Raw genomic sequence first — 16,867 nt, forward strand, 5'->3', positions numbered from 1 at the left:
CGGTGGCCTTCCGAGTCAGGAGTGCCGGGATCCCGCCCACACACATCATCACTGTGGCCTTCACTGCGGGTCAGCGGGCTCGGACGGCGGCGGCGAGGTCGTCGAGGAGGGTCGCCGTCGTGTCCCAGTCGACGCAGGCGTCGGTGATGCTCTGCCCGTAGGCCAGCTCGTCCGCCTTGCCGAGGGTGAGGTCCTGGCGCCCGCCCTCGAGGAAGCTCTCCAGCATCAGCCCGGTGATCCCGCGTTCCCCGGCGCCGATCCGCCCGGCCAGCTCGCTCACCACACGGGCCTGCCGGTGGTGGTCCTTGCCGCTGTTGCCGTGGCTGGCGTCGATGAGCACCCGCTCGGGCAGGCCGGCCTTGCGCAGGCGGGCGAGCGTGCCGGCGACGGTCTCGGCGTCGTGGTTCGGGCCCGCGCTGCTGCCGCGCAGGATCACGTGGCAGTCCGGGTTGCCCGCCGTGGTGAACAGCGCCGCCAGCCCGTCGGAGTTGATGCCGGGGAACACGTGGCTCGCCGCGGCCGCGCGGGTGGCGTCGACGGCGACCTGCACGTCGCCCTCGGTCGAGTTCTTGATCCCCACCGGCATCGACAGCGCGCTGCACAGCTGGCGGTGCACCTGGCTGGCCGCGGTCCGCGCGCCGATCGAGCCCCAGCTCACGGTGTCGGAGATGAACTGCGGCGTGATCGGGTCGAGGAACTCGCAGCCCACGGGAAGTCCCAGCGCGGAGACGTCGAGCAGCAGCTGCCGGGCCAGGCGCAGGCCCTTGTTCACCGCGAAGCTGCCGTCGAGATCGGGGTCGTTGATGAGGCCCTTCCAGCCCAGCGTGGTCCTCGGCTTCTCGAAGTACACCCGCATCACGATGTGCAGCTGGTCGCGGACCTTCTCGGCGTGCTCGGCCAGCCTGCGGGCGTAGTCGAGCGCGGCGTCGGGGTCGTGCACGGAGCACGGCCCCGCCACGACGAGCAGCCGGTCGTCGCGGCCGTCGAGGATGTCGACGGTGTCGGCACGGCCCTGCGCGACGGTCTTGGCGACCGCGGCGTCCATCGGGTGCTCCTCGCGCAGCAGGGCGGGCGACAGCAGCGGGCTGACGTGCGTGGTCCGCTGCGCGTCCAGCTGCTGAAGCGGGTCGGTGGTGTCCGCGGGAGCTGCGGTGAGTGACATCGGGAGGCTTCCTTTCCGCAAGCCGTCCCGCGTCCCGAGCCGGCTTGGCGTCCGGCTCGAGGTGGTTTCTGATCAGCGCACGGCGTCGCCGACCGACCCACCCGGGGCCGGCCTGCTAAACCAGAAATAGCGCTGCACGGCCGTGACTGTAACAGACGACCGACGCACCTGCACCGATCAAGACCCGTGCCGCTAGGCTGGCCGCGCAAAGTGTGACGCAGAACAAACGCAGGACGAACGCGGAGGTTTGAACTGATGCGAGTCGGTGTGCTGACCGGCGGCGGGGACTGCCCCGGGCTCAACGCGGTCATCCGTGCGGTCGTGCTCAAGGGCATCGACGTGCACGGCTGGGAGTTCGTCGGCTTCCGCAACGGGTGGCGGGGACCGCTCACCGGGGAGGGCAGGCCGCTGGGCCGCGACGACGTCGAGGGCATCCTCACCCGGGGCGGCACGATCCTCGGCTCCTCGCGGACCAATCCGTACAAGGAGGAGAACGGCACCGAGCGCATCAAGGCGGTGCTCGCCGAGCAGGGCGTGGACGCGCTCGTCGCGATCGGCGGCGAGGACACCCTCGGCGTCGCGAAGCGGCTCACCGACGAGGGCGTCAACGTCGTCGGCGTGCCCAAGACGATCGACAACGACCTCGGCGCCACCGACTACACGTTCGGCTTCGACACCGCCGTGCACATCGCGACCGAGGCGATCGATCGCCTGCACACCACCGCCGAGTCGCACCACCGCGCGCTCGTCGTCGAGGTCATGGGCCGCCACGCCGGCTGGATCGCCCTGCATTCCGGTCTTGCCGGCGGCGCGAGCGTGATCCTCATGCCGGAGCGGCCGTTCTCGGTCGACCAGGTCGTGCGGTGGGTGGAGCGCCGGTTCGAGCGCGAGTACGCGCCGATCATCGTCGTCGCCGAGGGCGCGCTGCCCGAGGGCGGCGCGGAAGTGCTGCAGAGCGGCGAGAAGGACGCCTTCGGGCACGTCCGGCTCGGCGGTGTCGGCACGTGGCTCGCCGAGGAGATCGCCGAGCGCACCGGCAAGGAGTCGCGCGCCGTCGTGCTCGGGCACGTTCAGCGGGGCGGGACGCCCACGGCGTACGACCGCGTGCTCGCCACGCGCTTCGGCCTGCACGCGGTGGACGCCGTCGCCGACGGAGACTTCGGCGTGATGGTGGCCTTGCGTGGCACCGACATCGTGCGCGTCAAGCTCGCCGAGGCGACCGCCGAGCTCAAGACGGTGCCGCCCGAGCGCTACGCCGAGGCCGAGGTCTTCTTCGGCTGAGCGGACGCGGACCGCTGACGGGTCTCAGTCGCCCGTCAGCGGGTACGGCGGATCGGCGGCGGCCCTCCGGACGATCTCGGCCAACACCCCGCTGTCCACATCGGACAGTCGCTTGAAACGGATGCAGCTCTTGCCGATCGAGGCCTTGGGCAGCCGGTCCCGGTAGGACTCCGCGAGGTAGCCGTCACCGGTCACGGCGGTGACGTAGAACGAGATGTAGTTCTTGTTGCTCGCGATGGACACCAGCGCCCAGTCGCCTTCCCGGCCGGAGGCGTAGCGGTAGTGGTAGGTGCCGTAGCCGGGCATGCCGAACGCCATCGTGGGCACCAGTTCCGGCGCGGCGGCCCGGACGAGCTCGTGGAGTGCACGCACGTCAGCACGACGCGGCTCGGGCAGCCCGTCGATGTACTCGTCGTGGGTCGCGGCCTTGCGCTTGCCCTCCATCGCGTCACTGTAGCCCGGCCACGATCGCCCGATGCCACACCGAACCCGCGAGGCGCTCGTCGACGCCGCCGCCCGGCTGCTCGACGAGGGTGGCGCGAGGTCGGCCGGGAACGTCCCGCGCGGCGACGCGCCACTATGCCGGCTGGGCCCGCGCGCACCCGGAGCGGTTCAAGCTCGTCTTCGGCCGCCGGCACGGCGACGACCTCCCCGAGCTGGGTGCCGCTGCGTAGACCGCGCAGGCACGGCTGGTCGACGACCTGTTCGAGCACCTCAGAAGCCGAGTTCTAGGGTTGACCCCATGCGGTTCGGGGGTTTCGGCGAGTACGCCATCGACTTCTACGACGGCCTGGTGGTCGACAACTCCAAGACGTACTGGGACGCGAACCTGGAGACGTACAAGGCCGACGTGCGCGCCCCGATGGAGGCGCTGCTCGCCGAGCTGGCGCCCGAGTTCGGCGCCGGGTTCGGCGAGGGCAAGGTGTTCCGGCCCTACCGCGACGTCCGGTTCGCCAAGGACAAGAGCCCGTACAAGACCCACTGCGGCGCGGTGATCGAGCAGGGCCGGGGCGGCGGGGCCTACTACGTCGAGGTGGGACCCGACGGGCTGCGGGTCGGCGGCGGCTGTTTCCACCTCGCCCCCGACCAGCTCGCCCGGTTCCGGCAGGCCGTCGACACCGAGATCCACGGAGCGGCGCTGGCCACGATCCTCGGGAAGCTGCGCAGGGCGGGCTGGGAGATCGCGGGCGACCGCATGAAGACCAAGCCGAGAGGGTTCGACGCCGACCATCCCCGCCTCGACCTGCTGCGGCACCGCTCGCTCTACGCCGTGCGCGTCTGGGACCCGGACGACACGCTGCACCAGCGGGAATGCCTCGATCGCGTACGAAAGGCGTGGCGGCAGCTTCGGCCGTTCAACGAGTGGGCGAGGGACCGCGTGGGGGCCAGCGAGCTGCCCCGGCGGTGAACCGTTCCTTAACGATCACGGGATCGGTAAAGACGTACGGGCGGCGAGGGACTAGGCTTTCCGGGTGTGAGCCGACGAGCGAAGATCGTATGTACCCTCGGCCCGGCGACGGCGACGGCGGAGAAGGTCCGTGCGCTCGTCGAGGCGGGCATGGATGTCGCACGGATGAACTTCAGCCATGGCAGCCATGGCGACCACAAGGAGGTCTACGACCTCATCCGTGCCGCGGCGGCCGACACCGGCCGCGCCGTGGGCATCCTCGCCGACCTGCAGGGCCCCAAGATCCGGCTCGGCACTTTCGCGGGCGGTCCGGTCGAGTGGCGCACCGGCGACAAGGTCCGCATCACCGTCGAGGACGTGGCTGGGACCCACGAACGCGTGTCCACGACCTACAAGGGCCTCGCCAAGGACGCCAGGCCGGGTGACCGGCTGCTGGTCGATGACGGCAAGGTCGGGCTGGTCGTCGAGTCCGTCGACGGCCCTGACGTGATCTGCGAGGTCACCGAGGGCGGCCAGGTCAGCAACAACAAGGGCGTGTCCCTGCCCGGCATGGACGTGTCGGTGCCCGCGCTGTCCGACAAGGACCTCGAGGACCTCGAGTTCGCGCTCCAGCTCGGCGTCGACTTCGTCGCGCTGTCGTTCGTGCGCTCGCCCGCCGACATCGACCTCGTGCACCAGGTGATGGACCGCGTCGGCAAGGGCCGGGTCCCGGTGATCGCCAAGCTGGAGAAGCCCGAGGCCGTCTACAACCTCGAGGCGATCGTGCTCGCGTTCGACGGGCTGATGGTCGCGCGTGGCGACCTCGGCGTCGAGCTGCCGCTCGAGCAGGTGCCGCTGGTGCAGAAGCGCGCGATCCAGATCGCCCGCGAGAACGCCAAGCCGGTGATCGTCGCGACGCAGATGCTGGACTCGATGATCAACAACTCGCGCCCGACGCGTGCGGAGGCGTCCGACGTCGCCAACGCGGTGCTCGACGGCGCCGACGCGGTGATGCTCTCCGGCGAGACCAGCGTGGGCCGCTACCCGATCGAGACGGTCGAGACGATGAGCCGCATCGTCGAGGCCGTTGAGGCCGACCTGCCCTCCGTGCCGCCGCTGAGCCACGTGCCGAGGACCAAGCGAGGGGTGATCTCGTACGCCGCCCGCGACATCGGCGAGCGGCTCAACGCCAAGGCGCTGGTCGCGTTCACGCAGTCCGGCGACACCGTGCGCAGGCTCGCGCGGCTGCACACGCGGCTGCCGCTGCTGGCGTTCACGCCGCTGGAGAGCGTGCGCAGCCAGCTGGCGATGACGTGGGGCACCACGGCGCGGATCGTGCCGCACGCCGACTCGACGGACCGGATGATCCAGCAGGTCGACCACGCGATGCTCGAGACCGGCAGGTATCAGACGGGCGACCTCGTGGTGATCGTCGCGGGCTCGCCGCCCGGCACGGTCGGCTCGACCAACCTGATCCGTGTGCACCGTCTCGGTGAGGACGACCACGCCTGAGGGGCGAGGTCGTCGCGGAGCGTGTTGAATTCCGGGCATGACTGAGCTGGCGAGGGCGGCCGCGTCGGGGCTGGACGGCGACGCGGGCCAAGGCGGGCAGGTGGTGCTCGACCGGCTGGTGGGCCTGCTGGACCTGGAGAAGATCGAGGAGAACATCTTCCGCGGCGTGAGCCCGCCCCACTCGCCGACGCGCGTGTTCGGCGGGCAGGTCGCGGGCCAGGCGCTGGTCGCCGCGGGGCGGACGGTGCCGGAGGAGCGCAAGGTGCACTCGCTGCACGCGTACTTCATCCGGCCCGGCGATCCGAAGGTGCCGATCGTCTACGAGGTCGACCGCATCCGTGACGGTCGGTCGTTCACCACGCGCCGCGTGGTGGCTGTCCAGCACGGCAAGGCGATCTTCGCGCTGTCGGCATCCTTCCAGCTCGAGGAGGAGGGCGTCGAGCACGGCGAGGAGATGCCCGACGTGCCGGATCCCGAGTCGCTGCCGACGCTGACGGAACGAACCCGGGACTACGCGGGCAGGCTCGGACTGCGTGCGCAGCCGAGGCCCATCGACCTCCGCTACGTCAACGACCCGCCGTGGGTCACCAGGGAGAGCGGCGACCGGCCCGCGCGTAACCAGGTGTGGATGCGAGCCGACGGCACGCTGCCCGACAACCAGCTGCTGCACGTGTGCGTGCTGACCTACGCCTCCGACATGACGCTGCTGGACTCCGTGCTGGCCAGCCACGGCGTGTACTGGGATCTGGACCGGGTGCTCGGCGCGAGCCTCGATCACGCGCTGTGGTTCCACCGGCCGTTCCGGGCCGACGAGTGGTTCCTCTACGACAGCGCCTCGCCGGCCGCGTCCGGTGCCCGGGGCCTGGCCACCGGCCGGTTCTTCTCCCGCGACGGCAGGCACCTCGCCACCGTGGTCCAGGAAGGCCTCATCCGGATCCTCTGAGGTCCCGGTGGCCGCGGTGGCCGGATCCCCGGCCGGTCAGCTCGCGGCGTCCAGTGCGGCGCGTCCGCGCCGGTGGTGGCGGGCGGGGTCCGGTGCCTTGCTCGTCGCCTCTTCGATGTCGGGGCCGAGTGCGAGGTGGGCGGCGAGGTAGGCGCGGCACGGCAGGGTGCCGCGGCGGCGGGTGAAGAACCGGGGCCGCCTGCCGTGGCAGACCGCGCAGTGGCCGGTGGCGTCGGGGCGGTGTTCGGAGAGCACGGACCGTAGGGCCGCGATGAGCAGGGCGTTCTGCTGCCGGCACGATCCGGTGCCCGTGGTCACGGAACGGGTGATGTCGTCGAGCTTGCGGTGCACGCTCGCCTGCAGCGGGTTGACGATGGGGTCGCGCCCGGGCACGTGGGTCTCCTGTGTTTCATTGCATGGAACACTCTAACCACCAACGGCAAGAGCATACCGGGTAGTCCTGCAATTTGCAGTCCATCGATCGGGCAGTGTTTCCGGCCCTGGCCGTGGTCAATGCGTCACCCGGTACGGAAGCTGCTGGTTAGATGTCGATCGGGGGACCGAGTGGACCGGAGGTGAAGCCATGACCCGAGGGCAGGGCCCGACCGTTCGCAGGCGCAGGCTGGCGAGCGAGCTACGGCGGCTCCGGGAGGCGGCCGACCTGACGATCGACGAGGTGGGCGAGAAGCTCGAGTGCTCGGCCTCGAAGGTGAGCCGGATCGAGACGGGCCACGTCGGGGTCACGCCGCGCGACGCGCGCGACATGCTCGAGCTGTACGGCGTGCGCGGCGACGAGCAGGAGGCGCTGGTCCAGCTCGCCAGGGAGGCCCGCAAACGTGGCTGGTGGCACGCCTACAACGAGGTGTTCACCGGTACCTTCGTCGGACTCGAGGCCGATGCCAGCTCGCTGCGCGCCTTTCAGGCGTTGCTCGTCCCCGGCCTGCTGCAGACCCGGCGCTACGCGCACGCGGTGATCAGGGCGATGCGCCCGGACGCCGAGGACACCGAGATCGGTCGAAGGGTCGCCGCGAGGATGGAGCGGCAGCAGCTGCTGCGGGATCCGCACCCGCCCGAGTACTGGGCCGTGATCGACGAAGCGGTGCTGCACCGGGAGGTCGGCGGCACCGAGGTGATGGCGGAGCAACTGGCCCGGCTCCTCGAGGTCGCGCAGCTGCCACATGTCACCATTCAGGTGGTTCCTTTCAACGCCGGTGCCCACCCCGGAATGGAGGGTCCCTTTCTCATTCTCGGCTTTCCTGAGCAGGCCGATCACGACGTCGTGTACGTCGACAGCACCAGCACGGGGCTCTATCTCGAACTCGAGGCCGACGTGCGCCGTTATGCACTCATGTTCGATCATTTGCGAGCCGCCGCGCTCAAGCCGGACGACTCGATCCAGGTGATCGTGGACGCCGGACGGCGGTACGACACCTGAGAGAGAAGCCTTCACGAGCTAAGGAGTGGGGAAATGGGGACCAAGGTCGACATTCCCGGTCTGGAATGGCGGAAGAGCACGCACAGCGGTGGCGGCAACGACTGCGTCGAGGTCGCCTTCACACCCGACGGCGCGGCACTGCGCGACTCGAAGAACCCCGCCGCTGGGCTGCTGACGCTGCCCTCCGCAGGCTGGGACGCCCTGCTCAGCGCCGTGCGCTCCGGTGAGCTGAACCTGCGCTGACCACAGTCTTCCGCCGTCCTCCGACCCCTTACCCCGGCTCCCGCGTCTCGCGGGCGGGGGTAAGGGGTCGCTGAGTCTCCGGGCCGCCCTTCCGACGTGAACGCCTGATGCCGCTGCGTCCGCCTCAGGACGAACCTCGTCCTCACCACAGAGGAACGAGGAGTTGAGAGGGATGGCGAGGATGCCGGGGGACTGGGCGTGGGACGCCGTGAGGGCCGAGGTCGCCTACCGACAGGACGAGCTGCGCAAGGCGGGTCGGGGTGCGGCCGCCGCCCGCAGGCGCCGCTGGGGCCGGGCGGTCCCGGAACCGCGGATTCCCGAGCAGCGTGCCGGGGAGTACGACGCGGGCGGGCCCGAGGTGCTGCGCCGCGCGAGCTGAGCGGGGCGCGTCATGCTCTGCGCGAAAACCATGGCGGGAATGTCGGTGGGGTACGGGACAATGCTTCTCGTGCCCCGCCTTGGTTCCGGAATTCCGCTCGTGGGCCGCGCCGACGAGCTTGCGCGCCTGCGCGGCGCGGTCGCGCGCGCCGAGCGGTCGGAGGCCTCGGCGGTGCTGGTCGCCGGTGACGCCGGGGTCGGCAAGACCCGGTTGCTCGCCGAGCTCTCCGCCGAAGCGCACGACCGGGGTGCGCTGGTGCTGACGGGCCGGTGCCTCGACGTCAGGGAGGGCGGTTTGCCCTACCTACCGTTCGCCGAGGCGCTGGCTCCGCTCGCCACCACCGACGACGACGTGATCGCCGCCGCCGTGCGCGCGCGGCCCGCGCTCGCCCGCCTGCTGCCGCTCGTGGCGGGCGAGCCGGAGGCAGGCCCCGACTTCGCGCAACTGTCCGCGCCCGACGTCCACGTGCGGCCCCGGCTGCCCGCGGACCTCGACCTCGGGCAGCTGCAGCTGTTCGACGCCGTGCTCGGCGTGCTCACCGAGGTCGCCGGGCACCGCACCGTCGTGCTGGTGCTGGAGGACCTGCACTGGGCCGACGGCGCCACGCGCAACCTGCTGTCGTTCCTGGCTTCGCGGTTGCGGTCGCAGCGCCTGCTCGTGATCGGCAGCTACCGCGAGGAGGACGTCTACCGCACGCATCCGCTGCGCGCGCTGCTCGTGGAGCTGGTGCGCCTGCCGACCGTCGAACGCGTGGACCTACGGCCCTTCGTCGAGGCGGAGGCACGGGCTTTCGTCGAGGCGCTGGCCGAGGAGCCGCTCACGGCGGAGACAGTGGCCGACCTGGTCGCCCGCTCGGAGGGCAACCCGTTCTTCGCCGAGGAACTGCTGGCCTCGTGCGCCAGTGGCGACGACGTGCCCGCGGGTCTCGCCGAGCTGCTGCTCGCGCGGCTGGAGCGGCTCGCCCCCGACACCCGCCGCGTGCTGCGTGCGGTCGCCGTCGCCAGCGACGCCGTGTCGCACGCCGCGCTGGCCGAGGTGTCGGGGCTCGGGGAGCTGGAGCTGGACGAGTCGTTGCGCGAGGCCGTCCAGCACCACGTGCTGGTGATCGAGCGGGGCTTCTACCAGTTCCGGCACGCGCTCCTGCAGGAAGCCGTCTACGGTGACCTGCTGCCCGGCGAGCGGACCCGCATGCACGCCGCGTACGCGGCCAGGATCCGGGCGACCCCGCAGGGCCGCGGGCACGAGGCCAAGCTCGCCTACCACAGCTTGCGAAGCAAGGACTTCCGCACGGCACTGACCGCGCTGGTGCAGGCCGCCGACGAGGCAGAGCGGCTCGGCGCGCCCGGCACGGCCCTGCGGCACATCGAGCAGGCGCTGGAGATCTGGGACGCCGTGCCGGACAGCGGCAGGCCGGAGGGCTACGACGAGCTGCGGCTGCTGCAGGAGGCCGCGCACTACGCGGGCGTGTCCGGCGATCCGGAGCGCGCGATCGCGTTCGCGCGCTCGGCCGTGCAGACGCTCTCGCCCGATCTCGACCGGGCCCGTTCCGCGATGGCGTGGCGCAGGCTCGCGGAGTCGTTGCTGAGCCTGGACAGCACGTGCGACGAGGCTCCAGGGGCGATCGAGCGAGCGTGGGAACTGGTCGCCGACGGCGAGCCGAGCCGGGCGAGGGCGTGGGTGCTCGCCACGCGCGCGCAGATCCTGCGGGGCCAGCAGCGGCTCGACGAGGCGTGGTGGAGCGCCGAAACCGCCGTGGCCGACGCCCGCGCGGCCGGGGTCGGCGGTGCGGAGGCCTCGGCACTGGTGACGCTCGGTGCGCTGGCCGACTCGGCGGCGCGCGTGGAGGAGGCCCGGCAGCGGCTCGTGGAGGCCGTGCGCAAGGCGCGTGCGGCGGGCGCGCTCCACGTCGAGCTGCGGGCGCTGTACTACCACGCCCTCAGCCACGACGACCAGGGCGAGATCCCGGCCGCGCTCGACCTGTACCGGCAGGCGATCGAACGGGCCGAGGAGACGGGGCTGACCTGGAGCTCCTTCGGGATCGGCTCCCGGGTGCGCTACGTCGCCCTGCGCTACACCAGCGGCGACTGGCCCGAGGACCGCGGTGAGCGCCCCAATTCCTCGGTGTCCAGCACCGCCACCACGATCATGAACACCGCGTGGGTCCACCTGCTGGTGGCGAGGGGCCGCTTCGCCGAGGCCGAGCGGCTGATGCCCGAGCTGCGGAGCCAGCTCCGCTCCGACCTCTGGATCGCGCTGGCGGCCAGCTCGGGCGGGATCGAGCTGGCGTACTGGCAGGGCGAGTACGAGGAGGCCGTGCGCCGGTGCCGCGAGGGCATCGGCTGGCTGGACGAGCTGTCCCCGAGGGCGATCGGCGGCATCCGCGTCGGCGCGCTGGGCATCGAGGCCGCCGCCGCGTGGGCGGCCGCGGCCCGGCTCCGCGCCGACGTCGCCGCGGCGGGCGCCGCGGTATCGGCGGGGGAGGAGCTGCTGGCCCACGTCCGCGACTGCGCCGAGCGCGGCCGCCCGCGCACGGACACGCTCGGCCCTGAGGGGCAGGCATGGCTCGCGAGGGCCGAGGCGGCGGCGAGTGGCCTGACCGGGCCCGCCGATCCGGCGCTGTGGGCCAAGGCGGCCAAGGGGTTCGGCTACGGCGCCGTGTACGAGCAGGCGATCTGCCGGCTGCACCACGCCGACGCGCTGCTGGCAGCAGGGGACACCGGGCTCGCCGCGCAGGAGCTGGGCGAGGCGCATGCGCTGGCCGAGCGGCTCAGCGCCGTGCCGTTGCGCACGGCCGCACGGGCGCTCGCGAAACGGGGGCGGATCGCGCTGCCAGGCCTGGCGCCGCCGAGGGAGACCGTCGACCTGCTCACCGAGCGGGAACGCTCGGTGCTCGAACGGGTCGCCCTCGGCCGCACCAACCGCCAGGTCGGCGAGGAGCTCTTCATCAGCGAGAAGACGGTGAGCGTGCACCTGTCGAGGGCGATGGCGAAGCTCGGCGCGAGCAGACGCGCCGAAGCCGTCGCCATCGCCTACGACAAGGGCCTGCTGACCAAGGCGGCGCAGTAACCGCAGGTACCGACCCCCTCCGCAGTCGAGTCCACCCTGCCTGCTGCAAAGGCCACCTTCACCGCGTGGAATCGGGAACAGCGGCGCACAGCGCCTCCGTCTCGGCGGTGGGGGAGACGGGCGGGCGCAGGCAAGGTGGCCTTCACTGCGAACGCGGCGGTGCTCCCGTCACGCGCACGCTCAGCGCCCCGGCAGGTGCCGCAGGGCCTTCATGCCCGCCGTCATCGCCTTGGTCCACAGGGCCGGCGGCAGGCCGCGCGGCGGGCGCAGCCGCAGGCCCCGCTGCACGGCGATCGCCTGCGCCTCGGTGTACTTGAGCAGGCCCTCTGCGCCGTTGCGCCGGCCGACGCCGGAGTCCTTCATACCGCCCATCGGAACGCCGACCGTGCCGAACGTGGCCGCGTAGCCCTCGTTGACGTTGACCGTGCCCGCCTTCAGCCGTGCGGCGACGTCCCAGCCGCGGCGCGCGTCCCGCGTCCACACGCTCGCGTTGAGCCCGAACGGCGTGTCGTTGGCGCGCTCCACCGCATCGTCCACTTCGGAGTAGCCGTAGACCGACACGACCGGGCCGAAGGTCTCCTCGGCGAACAGCCTGGCGCGTTCGGTGACACCCGTGAGGATCGTGGGCTCGTAGAACAGCGGCCCGAGATCCGGCCGGGGCCGCCCGCCGGTGACCACGGTGGCCCCCGTGGCTCGCGCATCGTCCACATGCGACGACACGGCGGCCAGCTGTTCCCGCGACGTCAGGGAACCCATGCCCGCGGTGTAGTCCAGCGCGGCCCCGAGCCGCAGCGCCTCGGTGCGCGCGGCGAACTCCCGGAGGAACTCCTCGCGGATGCTCTCCTGGACGTAGATGCGTTCCACCGAAACGCACAGCTGTCCGGCCGAGGCGAAGCACGCGGTGACCGCGCCGGCCGCCGCCTTGCGGACGTCGGCGTCGGGCAGCACGATCATCGGGTTCTTGCCGCCCAGTTCGAGCGAGTAGCCGGTGAGCCGCGTGGCGATGCGGCCCGCGAGGTCCTTGCCCGTCGGGGTGGAGCCGGTGAAGCAGACGTAGTCGGACTCCTCGACGATCGCGTCGCCGATCCGCGAGCCCCTGCCGAGGACGATCTGCCAGGCGTCCACGGGCAGGCCGGCCCGCTCGGCGAGTTCGTGCAGCCACAGCGCGGACAGCGCCGTCTGGTTGTCCGGCTTCTGGACGACGGCGTTGCCGGCCACGAGCGCGGGCAGTACGTCCATCGCAGTGAGCGCGAGCGGGTAGTTCCAGGGCGAGATGATCCCGACCACGCCCTTGGGGTGGCGCACCTCGCCCGCCTTGGTCAGCACCGGCAGCGCGCCCGGCGCCCGCCTCGGGGCGAGCAGGCGCGCGGCATGCCTGCCGTAATGGTCTGCGACGAGCGCGGTGGCGCTGACCTCGTCGAAGGCGTCGAGCCGGGCCTTGCCCGCCTCCACCTGCACCAGGTCCAGCGCCTCGTCCTGGTGCCGGAGCACGAGTTCGTGCAAACGGAGCAGCACCCGGGCGCGCTCGGCGGCCGGCCGGGCGGCCCACGTGCGCTGGGCGTGGCGCGCCTTGGCGAACACGGCGCGGGTGTCGGCGTCGGTGGCCTGCGGCAGGACCGCCGTGGTCAGGCCGGTGAAGGGGGCCTTCATCTCGACCGGCGCCGAGTCCTCACCCCCGGCGACGCGGTTGACCAGTGTGGTGGCCCTGCTCGCGGGCGGGGCGCCGGCCACCCCGCCGATCGTGCCCGGCAGCTGTGTGCGTGCGGGAACGGTGCTCGTCATGGCGCCTCCGTTAGCGACGTTGTTACCGACGAGTACAACATACCGTGAGTATGGCCGCCAGTGCCCGTGCTGTGAACCCTCAACCTGCGAGGTGGGCCACGGCGATGCGCTTCCACTCGTCGAGCAGCTGCTTGCGGCGATGCGGGTCACCGCCGAGCTCGGCGTCGAGGGCGAGCCCCCTGGTGATGTTCACGGTCAGCCAGTACAGCGTCTCCACCTTCTCTCTCGGCAGGTCGCCGGAGAGGGTCGCGATCTGTTCCAGCGTCGAGCGGCCCAGCGCGCGGTCGACGGGGCGCATCGCCGCGCGCAGCTCGGGATCGGTGCGCGCGGCGATCCACAGCTCCATGGCGGCTGTGGCGAGCGTGCCGGAGTAGGAGTCCCACAGCAGGTCGACGGCGGCGGCGATCCGCTCCGGCCCTTCGGGCAGCCTGCCGATCTCGGGCTCGCGCTGCTCCTTGAGCCGGTTGGTGAGGTGCTCCACCGCGGCGGCCATGAGCTCGGCCTTCGCCGCGAAGTGGTGCTGGAAGGCGCCCTTGGACACGCCGGCCCGCGCGCAGATCTCCTGCATGGAGGTGCGCGGGTAGCCCAGCTCGACGAGGCAGTCGATCGTGGCGTCGAGCAGCGCCGTCCTGGTCTGCTCGCGCCGTTCGGCCTGCGTGCGGTGTCCCCGTGCCGTGGTCACGCCGCCCCCTTTACCCGTCCGCCGGACGCATGTACATTCCGGTCAGAACTTACATTCCAACTGGATTGTTTTCCAGTCATCGGGGATCAGGAGGGCAGGCCCGTGCCGCTGAACATCCAGAGAAGCTCGTGGATGACCGAGGATCTCGACGACTTCCGGCAGCTCGCGAAGACCTTCTGCCAGAAGGAGCTGACGCCGAACCAGGAGCGCTGGATCGCGGCGAAGCAGGTCGACCGCGAGCTGTGGACCAAGGCCGGTGAGGTCGGCCTGCTCGCACTGTCCATTCCGGAGGAGTACGGCGGTGGCGGCGGCACGTTCGCCCACGAGGCCGTGCTGTACGAGGAGCAGGCGCGCAGCGGCGACGGCGGCTGGGGCGTGTCCGTCCACAACGGAATCGTCGCGCACTACCTCCTCGCGTACGCCTCCGAGGAGAGGAAGAAGGAGTGGCTGCCGAAGTTCGCCAGCGGCGAGTACGTTGGCGCCATCGGCATGACCGAGCCGGGCACCGGGTCGGACCTGCAGGGCATCAAGACCCGCGCCGTACGCCAGGGCGACGAGTACGTCATCAACGGCGCCAAGACGTTCATCACCAACGGGGCCCACGCCGACCTCGTGGTGCTGGCCGTCAAGACCGACCCCGACCCCGAGGCGGGTGCCAAGGGTCTCTCCCTGATCGCCGTGCCCACCGACACCCCCGGCTTCCGCCGCGGCCGCGTGCTCGACAAGGTGGGTTTGCGCGGGCAGGACACCGCCGAGCTGTTCTTCGACGACGTCCGCGTGCCCGCCACGAACCTGCTCGGCGACGAGGAGGGGCAGGGCTTCATCCAGCTCATGCAGCAGCTGCCACAGGAGCGGCTGATCATCGCGGTCACCGCGGTGGCGGGCATGGAGGCCGCCGTGGAGCAGACGCTGGCCTACACCAAGGAGCGCACGGCGTTCGGTCGGCCCGTCTTCGGTTTCCAGAACACGAAGTTCAAGCTCGCCGAGGCCGCCACCGAGGCCGCCGTGGCGCGCGCGTTCCTCGACCAGTGCATCGAGCGGCACCTGAAGGGCGAGCTGGACGTGCAGGGCGCGGCCATGGCGAAGTTGTGGACCACCGAGCGTGTCAACAAGGTGGTCGACGACTGCGTGCAGCTCTTCGGTGGCTACGGCTACATGATGGAGTACCCGATCGCGCGAGCCTGGGCCGATGTCCGCATCTCGCGGATCTTCGGTGGCACCAGCGAGATCATGAAGGACATCATCTCTCGCACGCTCTGAAAGGGAGTTCCGCGATGAAGGCTGGTCCGCTCAGCGGCCTCAAGGTGATCGAGCTCGCCGGGCTGGCCCCGGCGCCGTTCGCCTGCACGATCCTCGCCGACCTCGGCGCCGACGTGATCCGGGTCGACCGCGTCGTGCCGGGTGAGGACGTGCTCGGCCTGCCCTACGACCCGCTCCTGCGCGGGCGAAGGACGATCGGCGTGAACACCAAGACGCCCGAGGGCGTCGAGCTGGTGCTCAAACTGGCCGAGAAGGCCGACGCGCTCGTGGAGGGCTACCGGCCCGGCGTGGCCGAGCGGATGGGGCTCGGTCCGGCGGACCTGCACGCGCGCAACCCGAGGCTCGTCTACGGCCGGGTCACCGGCTGGGGCCAGGACGGGCCGCTCGCGCAGGCCGCCGGGCACGACATCAACTACCTCGGCCTCGCCGGGGCGCTCGAGCCCATCGGCAGGGCCGGGGAACGCCCCGTGCCGCCGGTGAACTTCCTCGGCGACTTCGGTGGCGGCGGGCTGTTCCTCGCGATGGGCATCCTCGCGGCGCTGTACGAGCGGACCTCCTCTGGCAAGGGGCAGGTGGTGGACGCGTCGATGGTCGACGGGGCCGCCCTGCTCACCACCCAGCTCTACGGTCTCAAGGCCAGCGGTGTGTGGGAGGGCGGCCGCGGCGAGAACCTGCTCGACGGCGGCGCGCCCTTCTACGACACCTACGAGTGCGCCGACGGCAAGTACGTGGCCGTCGGCGCGCTGGAGATGCGGTTCTGGGCGGCGCTCGTGCAGGTGCTCGACCTCGACGCCGACGAGCTTCCCGTGCACCTCGACCAGCGCGAGTGGCCCCGGCTGCGCAAGATCCTCGCGGAGGCGATCGGCAAGCACACCCGCGACGAGCTCGTCGCGAAGGCGGAGGGCACGGACGCGTGCCTCACCCCGGTGCTCTCGCCGTGGGAGGCGGCGGAGCACCCGCACAACGCGGCGCGCGGCACGTTCGTCGACGTCGGTGGCGTCACGCAGCCCGCGCCGGGGCCCAAGTTCGACCGCACGCCGCCCGCGACCCCGGAGCCTCCGCACGAGAAGGGTGCCGACACCGCCGAGGTGCTACGGGAGCTCGGACTCGGCGACGGCGAGATCGCGCAGCTACGCGACGGGGGAGTGACGGCGTGAGGCGTGTCGTACCCACCGCGGGTTGTTGATCACGCCTAGGGTGACCTCTGTCAGCCGGACTGAAGGGATTTCACGACCTACGGGCAGTCACTACCAACGCCCATTCGCGTGATTACCCGTCGGGATGCCTTGGGGTAGGGCATCATGGCGGTGTACTGCGCGGGGAGAGCAGCGCGGTCACCGTGCACGTTTCGGTGCCGCCGAGATGAATCGGATGGAGCTATGTCGCCGGGTCTCAAGAAAGTACTCATCTTCGGCGTCGTCGCACTCGTCCTGTTCTTCTTGATCACGCGGCCGACCGAGTCGGCCGATGCCGTCCAGGCCGCGCTCGGCTGGCTCCGGGACGGCGCCGAAGCCATCGTCACGTTCGTGCAGAGCCTCTTCTCCTGACCCGAAACCGCGCCCGACCGGCACCGTTGAACCGGTGCCGGTCGGTTTGTCGCGCGCGGGCCGGTGTGATCACCCTCTGTCGCGAAACTGGCCTTCCAGCTCGGTTGCTCCACCATCCGGGTGGATTCAGGGGGTTAAGACGCTGGTCAACGGATTGGTCACCGAGAGGGTCTGGCGGAGGGCTGGCT

At 71.4% G+C, this 16,867-nt stretch carries 16 protein-coding genes; 11 read left to right on the top strand and 5 right to left on the bottom strand.

The features are described from left to right. Positions 1-70: 70 nt before the first annotated feature. Complete coding sequence (locus FCN18_RS18650) at positions 71-1,162, bottom strand: 3-deoxy-7-phosphoheptulonate synthase (protein WP_137095721.1); 1,092 nt, start codon at positions 1,160-1,162, stop codon at positions 71-73. A 255-nt stretch (positions 1,163-1,417) separates the two neighbouring features. On the opposite strand from FCN18_RS18650, the gene FCN18_RS18655 reads away from it, so the two are divergent. After that, complete coding sequence (locus FCN18_RS18655; protein ID WP_112267132.1) at positions 1,418-2,443, top strand: 6-phosphofructokinase; 1,026 nt, start codon at positions 1,418-1,420, stop codon at positions 2,441-2,443. A gap of 24 nt (positions 2,444-2,467) precedes the next feature. Here FCN18_RS18655 and FCN18_RS18660 read toward each other — a convergent pair whose 3' ends face one another. Further along, the gene (locus FCN18_RS18660) at positions 2,468-2,887 is read right to left on the bottom strand and encodes an iron chaperone (protein ID WP_137095722.1); all 420 of its coding nucleotides are present in this window, start codon (positions 2,885-2,887) and stop codon (positions 2,468-2,470) included. A 298-nt stretch (positions 2,888-3,185) separates the two neighbouring features. On the opposite strand from FCN18_RS18660, the gene FCN18_RS18665 reads away from it, so the two are divergent. From FCN18_RS18665 to tesB, 3 genes are all read left to right on the top strand, one after another. Next, complete coding sequence (locus FCN18_RS18665; RefSeq protein ID WP_113643978.1) at positions 3,186-3,851, top strand: DUF2461 domain-containing protein; 666 nt, start codon at positions 3,186-3,188, stop codon at positions 3,849-3,851. Positions 3,852-3,917: 66 nt separating this feature from the next. Next, positions 3,918-5,342 (top strand): pyruvate kinase, encoded by a 1,425-nt coding sequence (gene pyk, locus FCN18_RS18670; RefSeq protein WP_112267124.1) that lies wholly within the window; start codon positions 3,918-3,920, stop codon positions 5,340-5,342. Positions 5,343-5,379: 37 nt separating this feature from the next. Continuing rightward, entirely contained in the window at positions 5,380-6,285 is a 906-nt protein-coding gene (gene tesB / locus FCN18_RS18675) for an acyl-CoA thioesterase II (protein ID WP_112267122.1), read from the top strand. Positions 6,286-6,321: 36 nt separating this feature from the next. Here the strand turns inward: tesB and FCN18_RS18680 are convergent, their stop codons facing one another. Beyond that, a complete protein-coding gene (locus tag FCN18_RS18680) occupies positions 6,322-6,678 on the bottom strand; it encodes a hypothetical protein (RefSeq protein ID WP_199543231.1) in 357 nt (118 codons plus the stop codon). Positions 6,679-6,868: 190 nt separating this feature from the next. On the opposite strand from FCN18_RS18680, the gene FCN18_RS18685 reads away from it, so the two are divergent. The 4 genes from FCN18_RS18685 to FCN18_RS18700 all read left to right on the top strand — a co-directional run bounded on the left by FCN18_RS18685 (position 6,869) and on the right by FCN18_RS18700 (position 11,408). Continuing rightward, positions 6,869-7,720, top strand: coding sequence for a helix-turn-helix domain-containing protein (locus FCN18_RS18685; RefSeq protein ID WP_112267120.1), 852 nt, complete (start codon positions 6,869-6,871; stop codon positions 7,718-7,720). Positions 7,721-7,753: 33 nt separating this feature from the next. Further along, entirely contained in the window at positions 7,754-7,963 is a 210-nt protein-coding gene (locus FCN18_RS18690) for a DUF397 domain-containing protein (RefSeq protein ID WP_112267118.1), read from the top strand. A gap of 172 nt (positions 7,964-8,135) precedes the next feature. Then, positions 8,136-8,342, top strand: a complete 207-nt coding sequence (locus FCN18_RS18695) for a hypothetical protein (RefSeq protein ID WP_112267116.1) — start codon at positions 8,136-8,138, stop codon at positions 8,340-8,342. A 60-nt stretch (positions 8,343-8,402) separates the two neighbouring features. Continuing rightward, positions 8,403-11,408, top strand: coding sequence for a helix-turn-helix transcriptional regulator (locus FCN18_RS18700; protein ID WP_112267114.1), 3,006 nt, complete (start codon positions 8,403-8,405; stop codon positions 11,406-11,408). A gap of 180 nt (positions 11,409-11,588) precedes the next feature. On the opposite strand, the gene FCN18_RS18705 is transcribed toward FCN18_RS18700, so the two are convergent. After that, a complete protein-coding gene (locus FCN18_RS18705; RefSeq protein WP_137095723.1) occupies positions 11,589-13,190 on the bottom strand; it encodes a succinic semialdehyde dehydrogenase in 1,602 nt (533 codons plus the stop codon). A gap of 79 nt (positions 13,191-13,269) precedes the next feature. Further along, positions 13,270-13,872, bottom strand: coding sequence for a TetR/AcrR family transcriptional regulator (locus tag FCN18_RS18710; RefSeq protein ID WP_112267110.1), 603 nt, complete (start codon positions 13,870-13,872; stop codon positions 13,270-13,272). Positions 13,873-14,004: 132 nt separating this feature from the next. On the opposite strand from FCN18_RS18710, the gene FCN18_RS18715 reads away from it, so the two are divergent. The 3 genes from FCN18_RS18715 to FCN18_RS39515 all read left to right on the top strand — a co-directional run bounded on the left by FCN18_RS18715 (position 14,005) and on the right by FCN18_RS39515 (position 16,679). Beyond that, positions 14,005-15,132 carry an acyl-CoA dehydrogenase family protein gene (locus tag FCN18_RS18715; protein WP_407675783.1) on the top strand — a complete coding sequence of 376 codons (1,128 nt, stop codon included), beginning with the start codon at positions 14,005-14,007 and terminating at the stop codon, positions 15,130-15,132. 14 nt (positions 15,133-15,146) lie between these two features. Beyond that, positions 15,147-16,289, top strand: a complete 1,143-nt coding sequence (locus FCN18_RS18720; RefSeq protein WP_137095725.1) for a CaiB/BaiF CoA transferase family protein — start codon at positions 15,147-15,149, stop codon at positions 16,287-16,289. A gap of 222 nt (positions 16,290-16,511) precedes the next feature. After that, entirely contained in the window at positions 16,512-16,679 is a 168-nt protein-coding gene (locus FCN18_RS39515; RefSeq protein ID WP_170200570.1) for a hypothetical protein, read from the top strand. Positions 16,680-16,867 lie beyond the last annotated feature (188 nt).

It is taken from the genome of Prauserella endophytica (assembly GCF_005146945.1).
Classification (GTDB): Bacteria; Actinomycetota; Actinomycetes; order Mycobacteriales; family Pseudonocardiaceae; genus Prauserella_A; species Prauserella_A endophytica.

Bases quoted from the DNA above. Each gene is read 5' to 3' on its own strand.
- FCN18_RS18650 (WP_137095721.1), bottom strand. From the start codon at position 1,162: ATGTCACTCACCGCAGCTCCCGCGGACACCACCGACCCGCTTCAGCAG.
- FCN18_RS18655 (WP_112267132.1), top strand. From the start codon at position 1,418: ATGCGAGTCGGTGTGCTGACCGGCGGCGGGGACTGCCCCGGGCTCAAC.
- FCN18_RS18660 (WP_137095722.1), bottom strand. From the start codon at position 2,887: ATGGAGGGCAAGCGCAAGGCCGCGACCCACGACGAGTACATCGACGGG.
- FCN18_RS18665 (WP_113643978.1), top strand. From the start codon at position 3,186: ATGCGGTTCGGGGGTTTCGGCGAGTACGCCATCGACTTCTACGACGGC.
- tesB (WP_112267122.1), top strand. From the start codon at position 5,380: ATGACTGAGCTGGCGAGGGCGGCCGCGTCGGGGCTGGACGGCGACGCG.
- FCN18_RS18685 (WP_112267120.1), top strand. From the start codon at position 6,869: ATGACCCGAGGGCAGGGCCCGACCGTTCGCAGGCGCAGGCTGGCGAGC.
- FCN18_RS18690 (WP_112267118.1), top strand. From the start codon at position 7,754: ATGGGGACCAAGGTCGACATTCCCGGTCTGGAATGGCGGAAGAGCACG.
- FCN18_RS18695 (WP_112267116.1), top strand. From the start codon at position 8,136: ATGGCGAGGATGCCGGGGGACTGGGCGTGGGACGCCGTGAGGGCCGAG.
- FCN18_RS18700 (WP_112267114.1), top strand. From the start codon at position 8,403: ATGCTTCTCGTGCCCCGCCTTGGTTCCGGAATTCCGCTCGTGGGCCGC.
- FCN18_RS18705 (WP_137095723.1), bottom strand. From the start codon at position 13,190: ATGACGAGCACCGTTCCCGCACGCACACAGCTGCCGGGCACGATCGGC.
- FCN18_RS18715 (WP_407675783.1), top strand. From the start codon at position 14,005: ATGACCGAGGATCTCGACGACTTCCGGCAGCTCGCGAAGACCTTCTGC.
- FCN18_RS18720 (WP_137095725.1), top strand. From the start codon at position 15,147: ATGAAGGCTGGTCCGCTCAGCGGCCTCAAGGTGATCGAGCTCGCCGGG.
- FCN18_RS39515 (WP_170200570.1), top strand. From the start codon at position 16,512: ATGTCGCCGGGTCTCAAGAAAGTACTCATCTTCGGCGTCGTCGCACTC.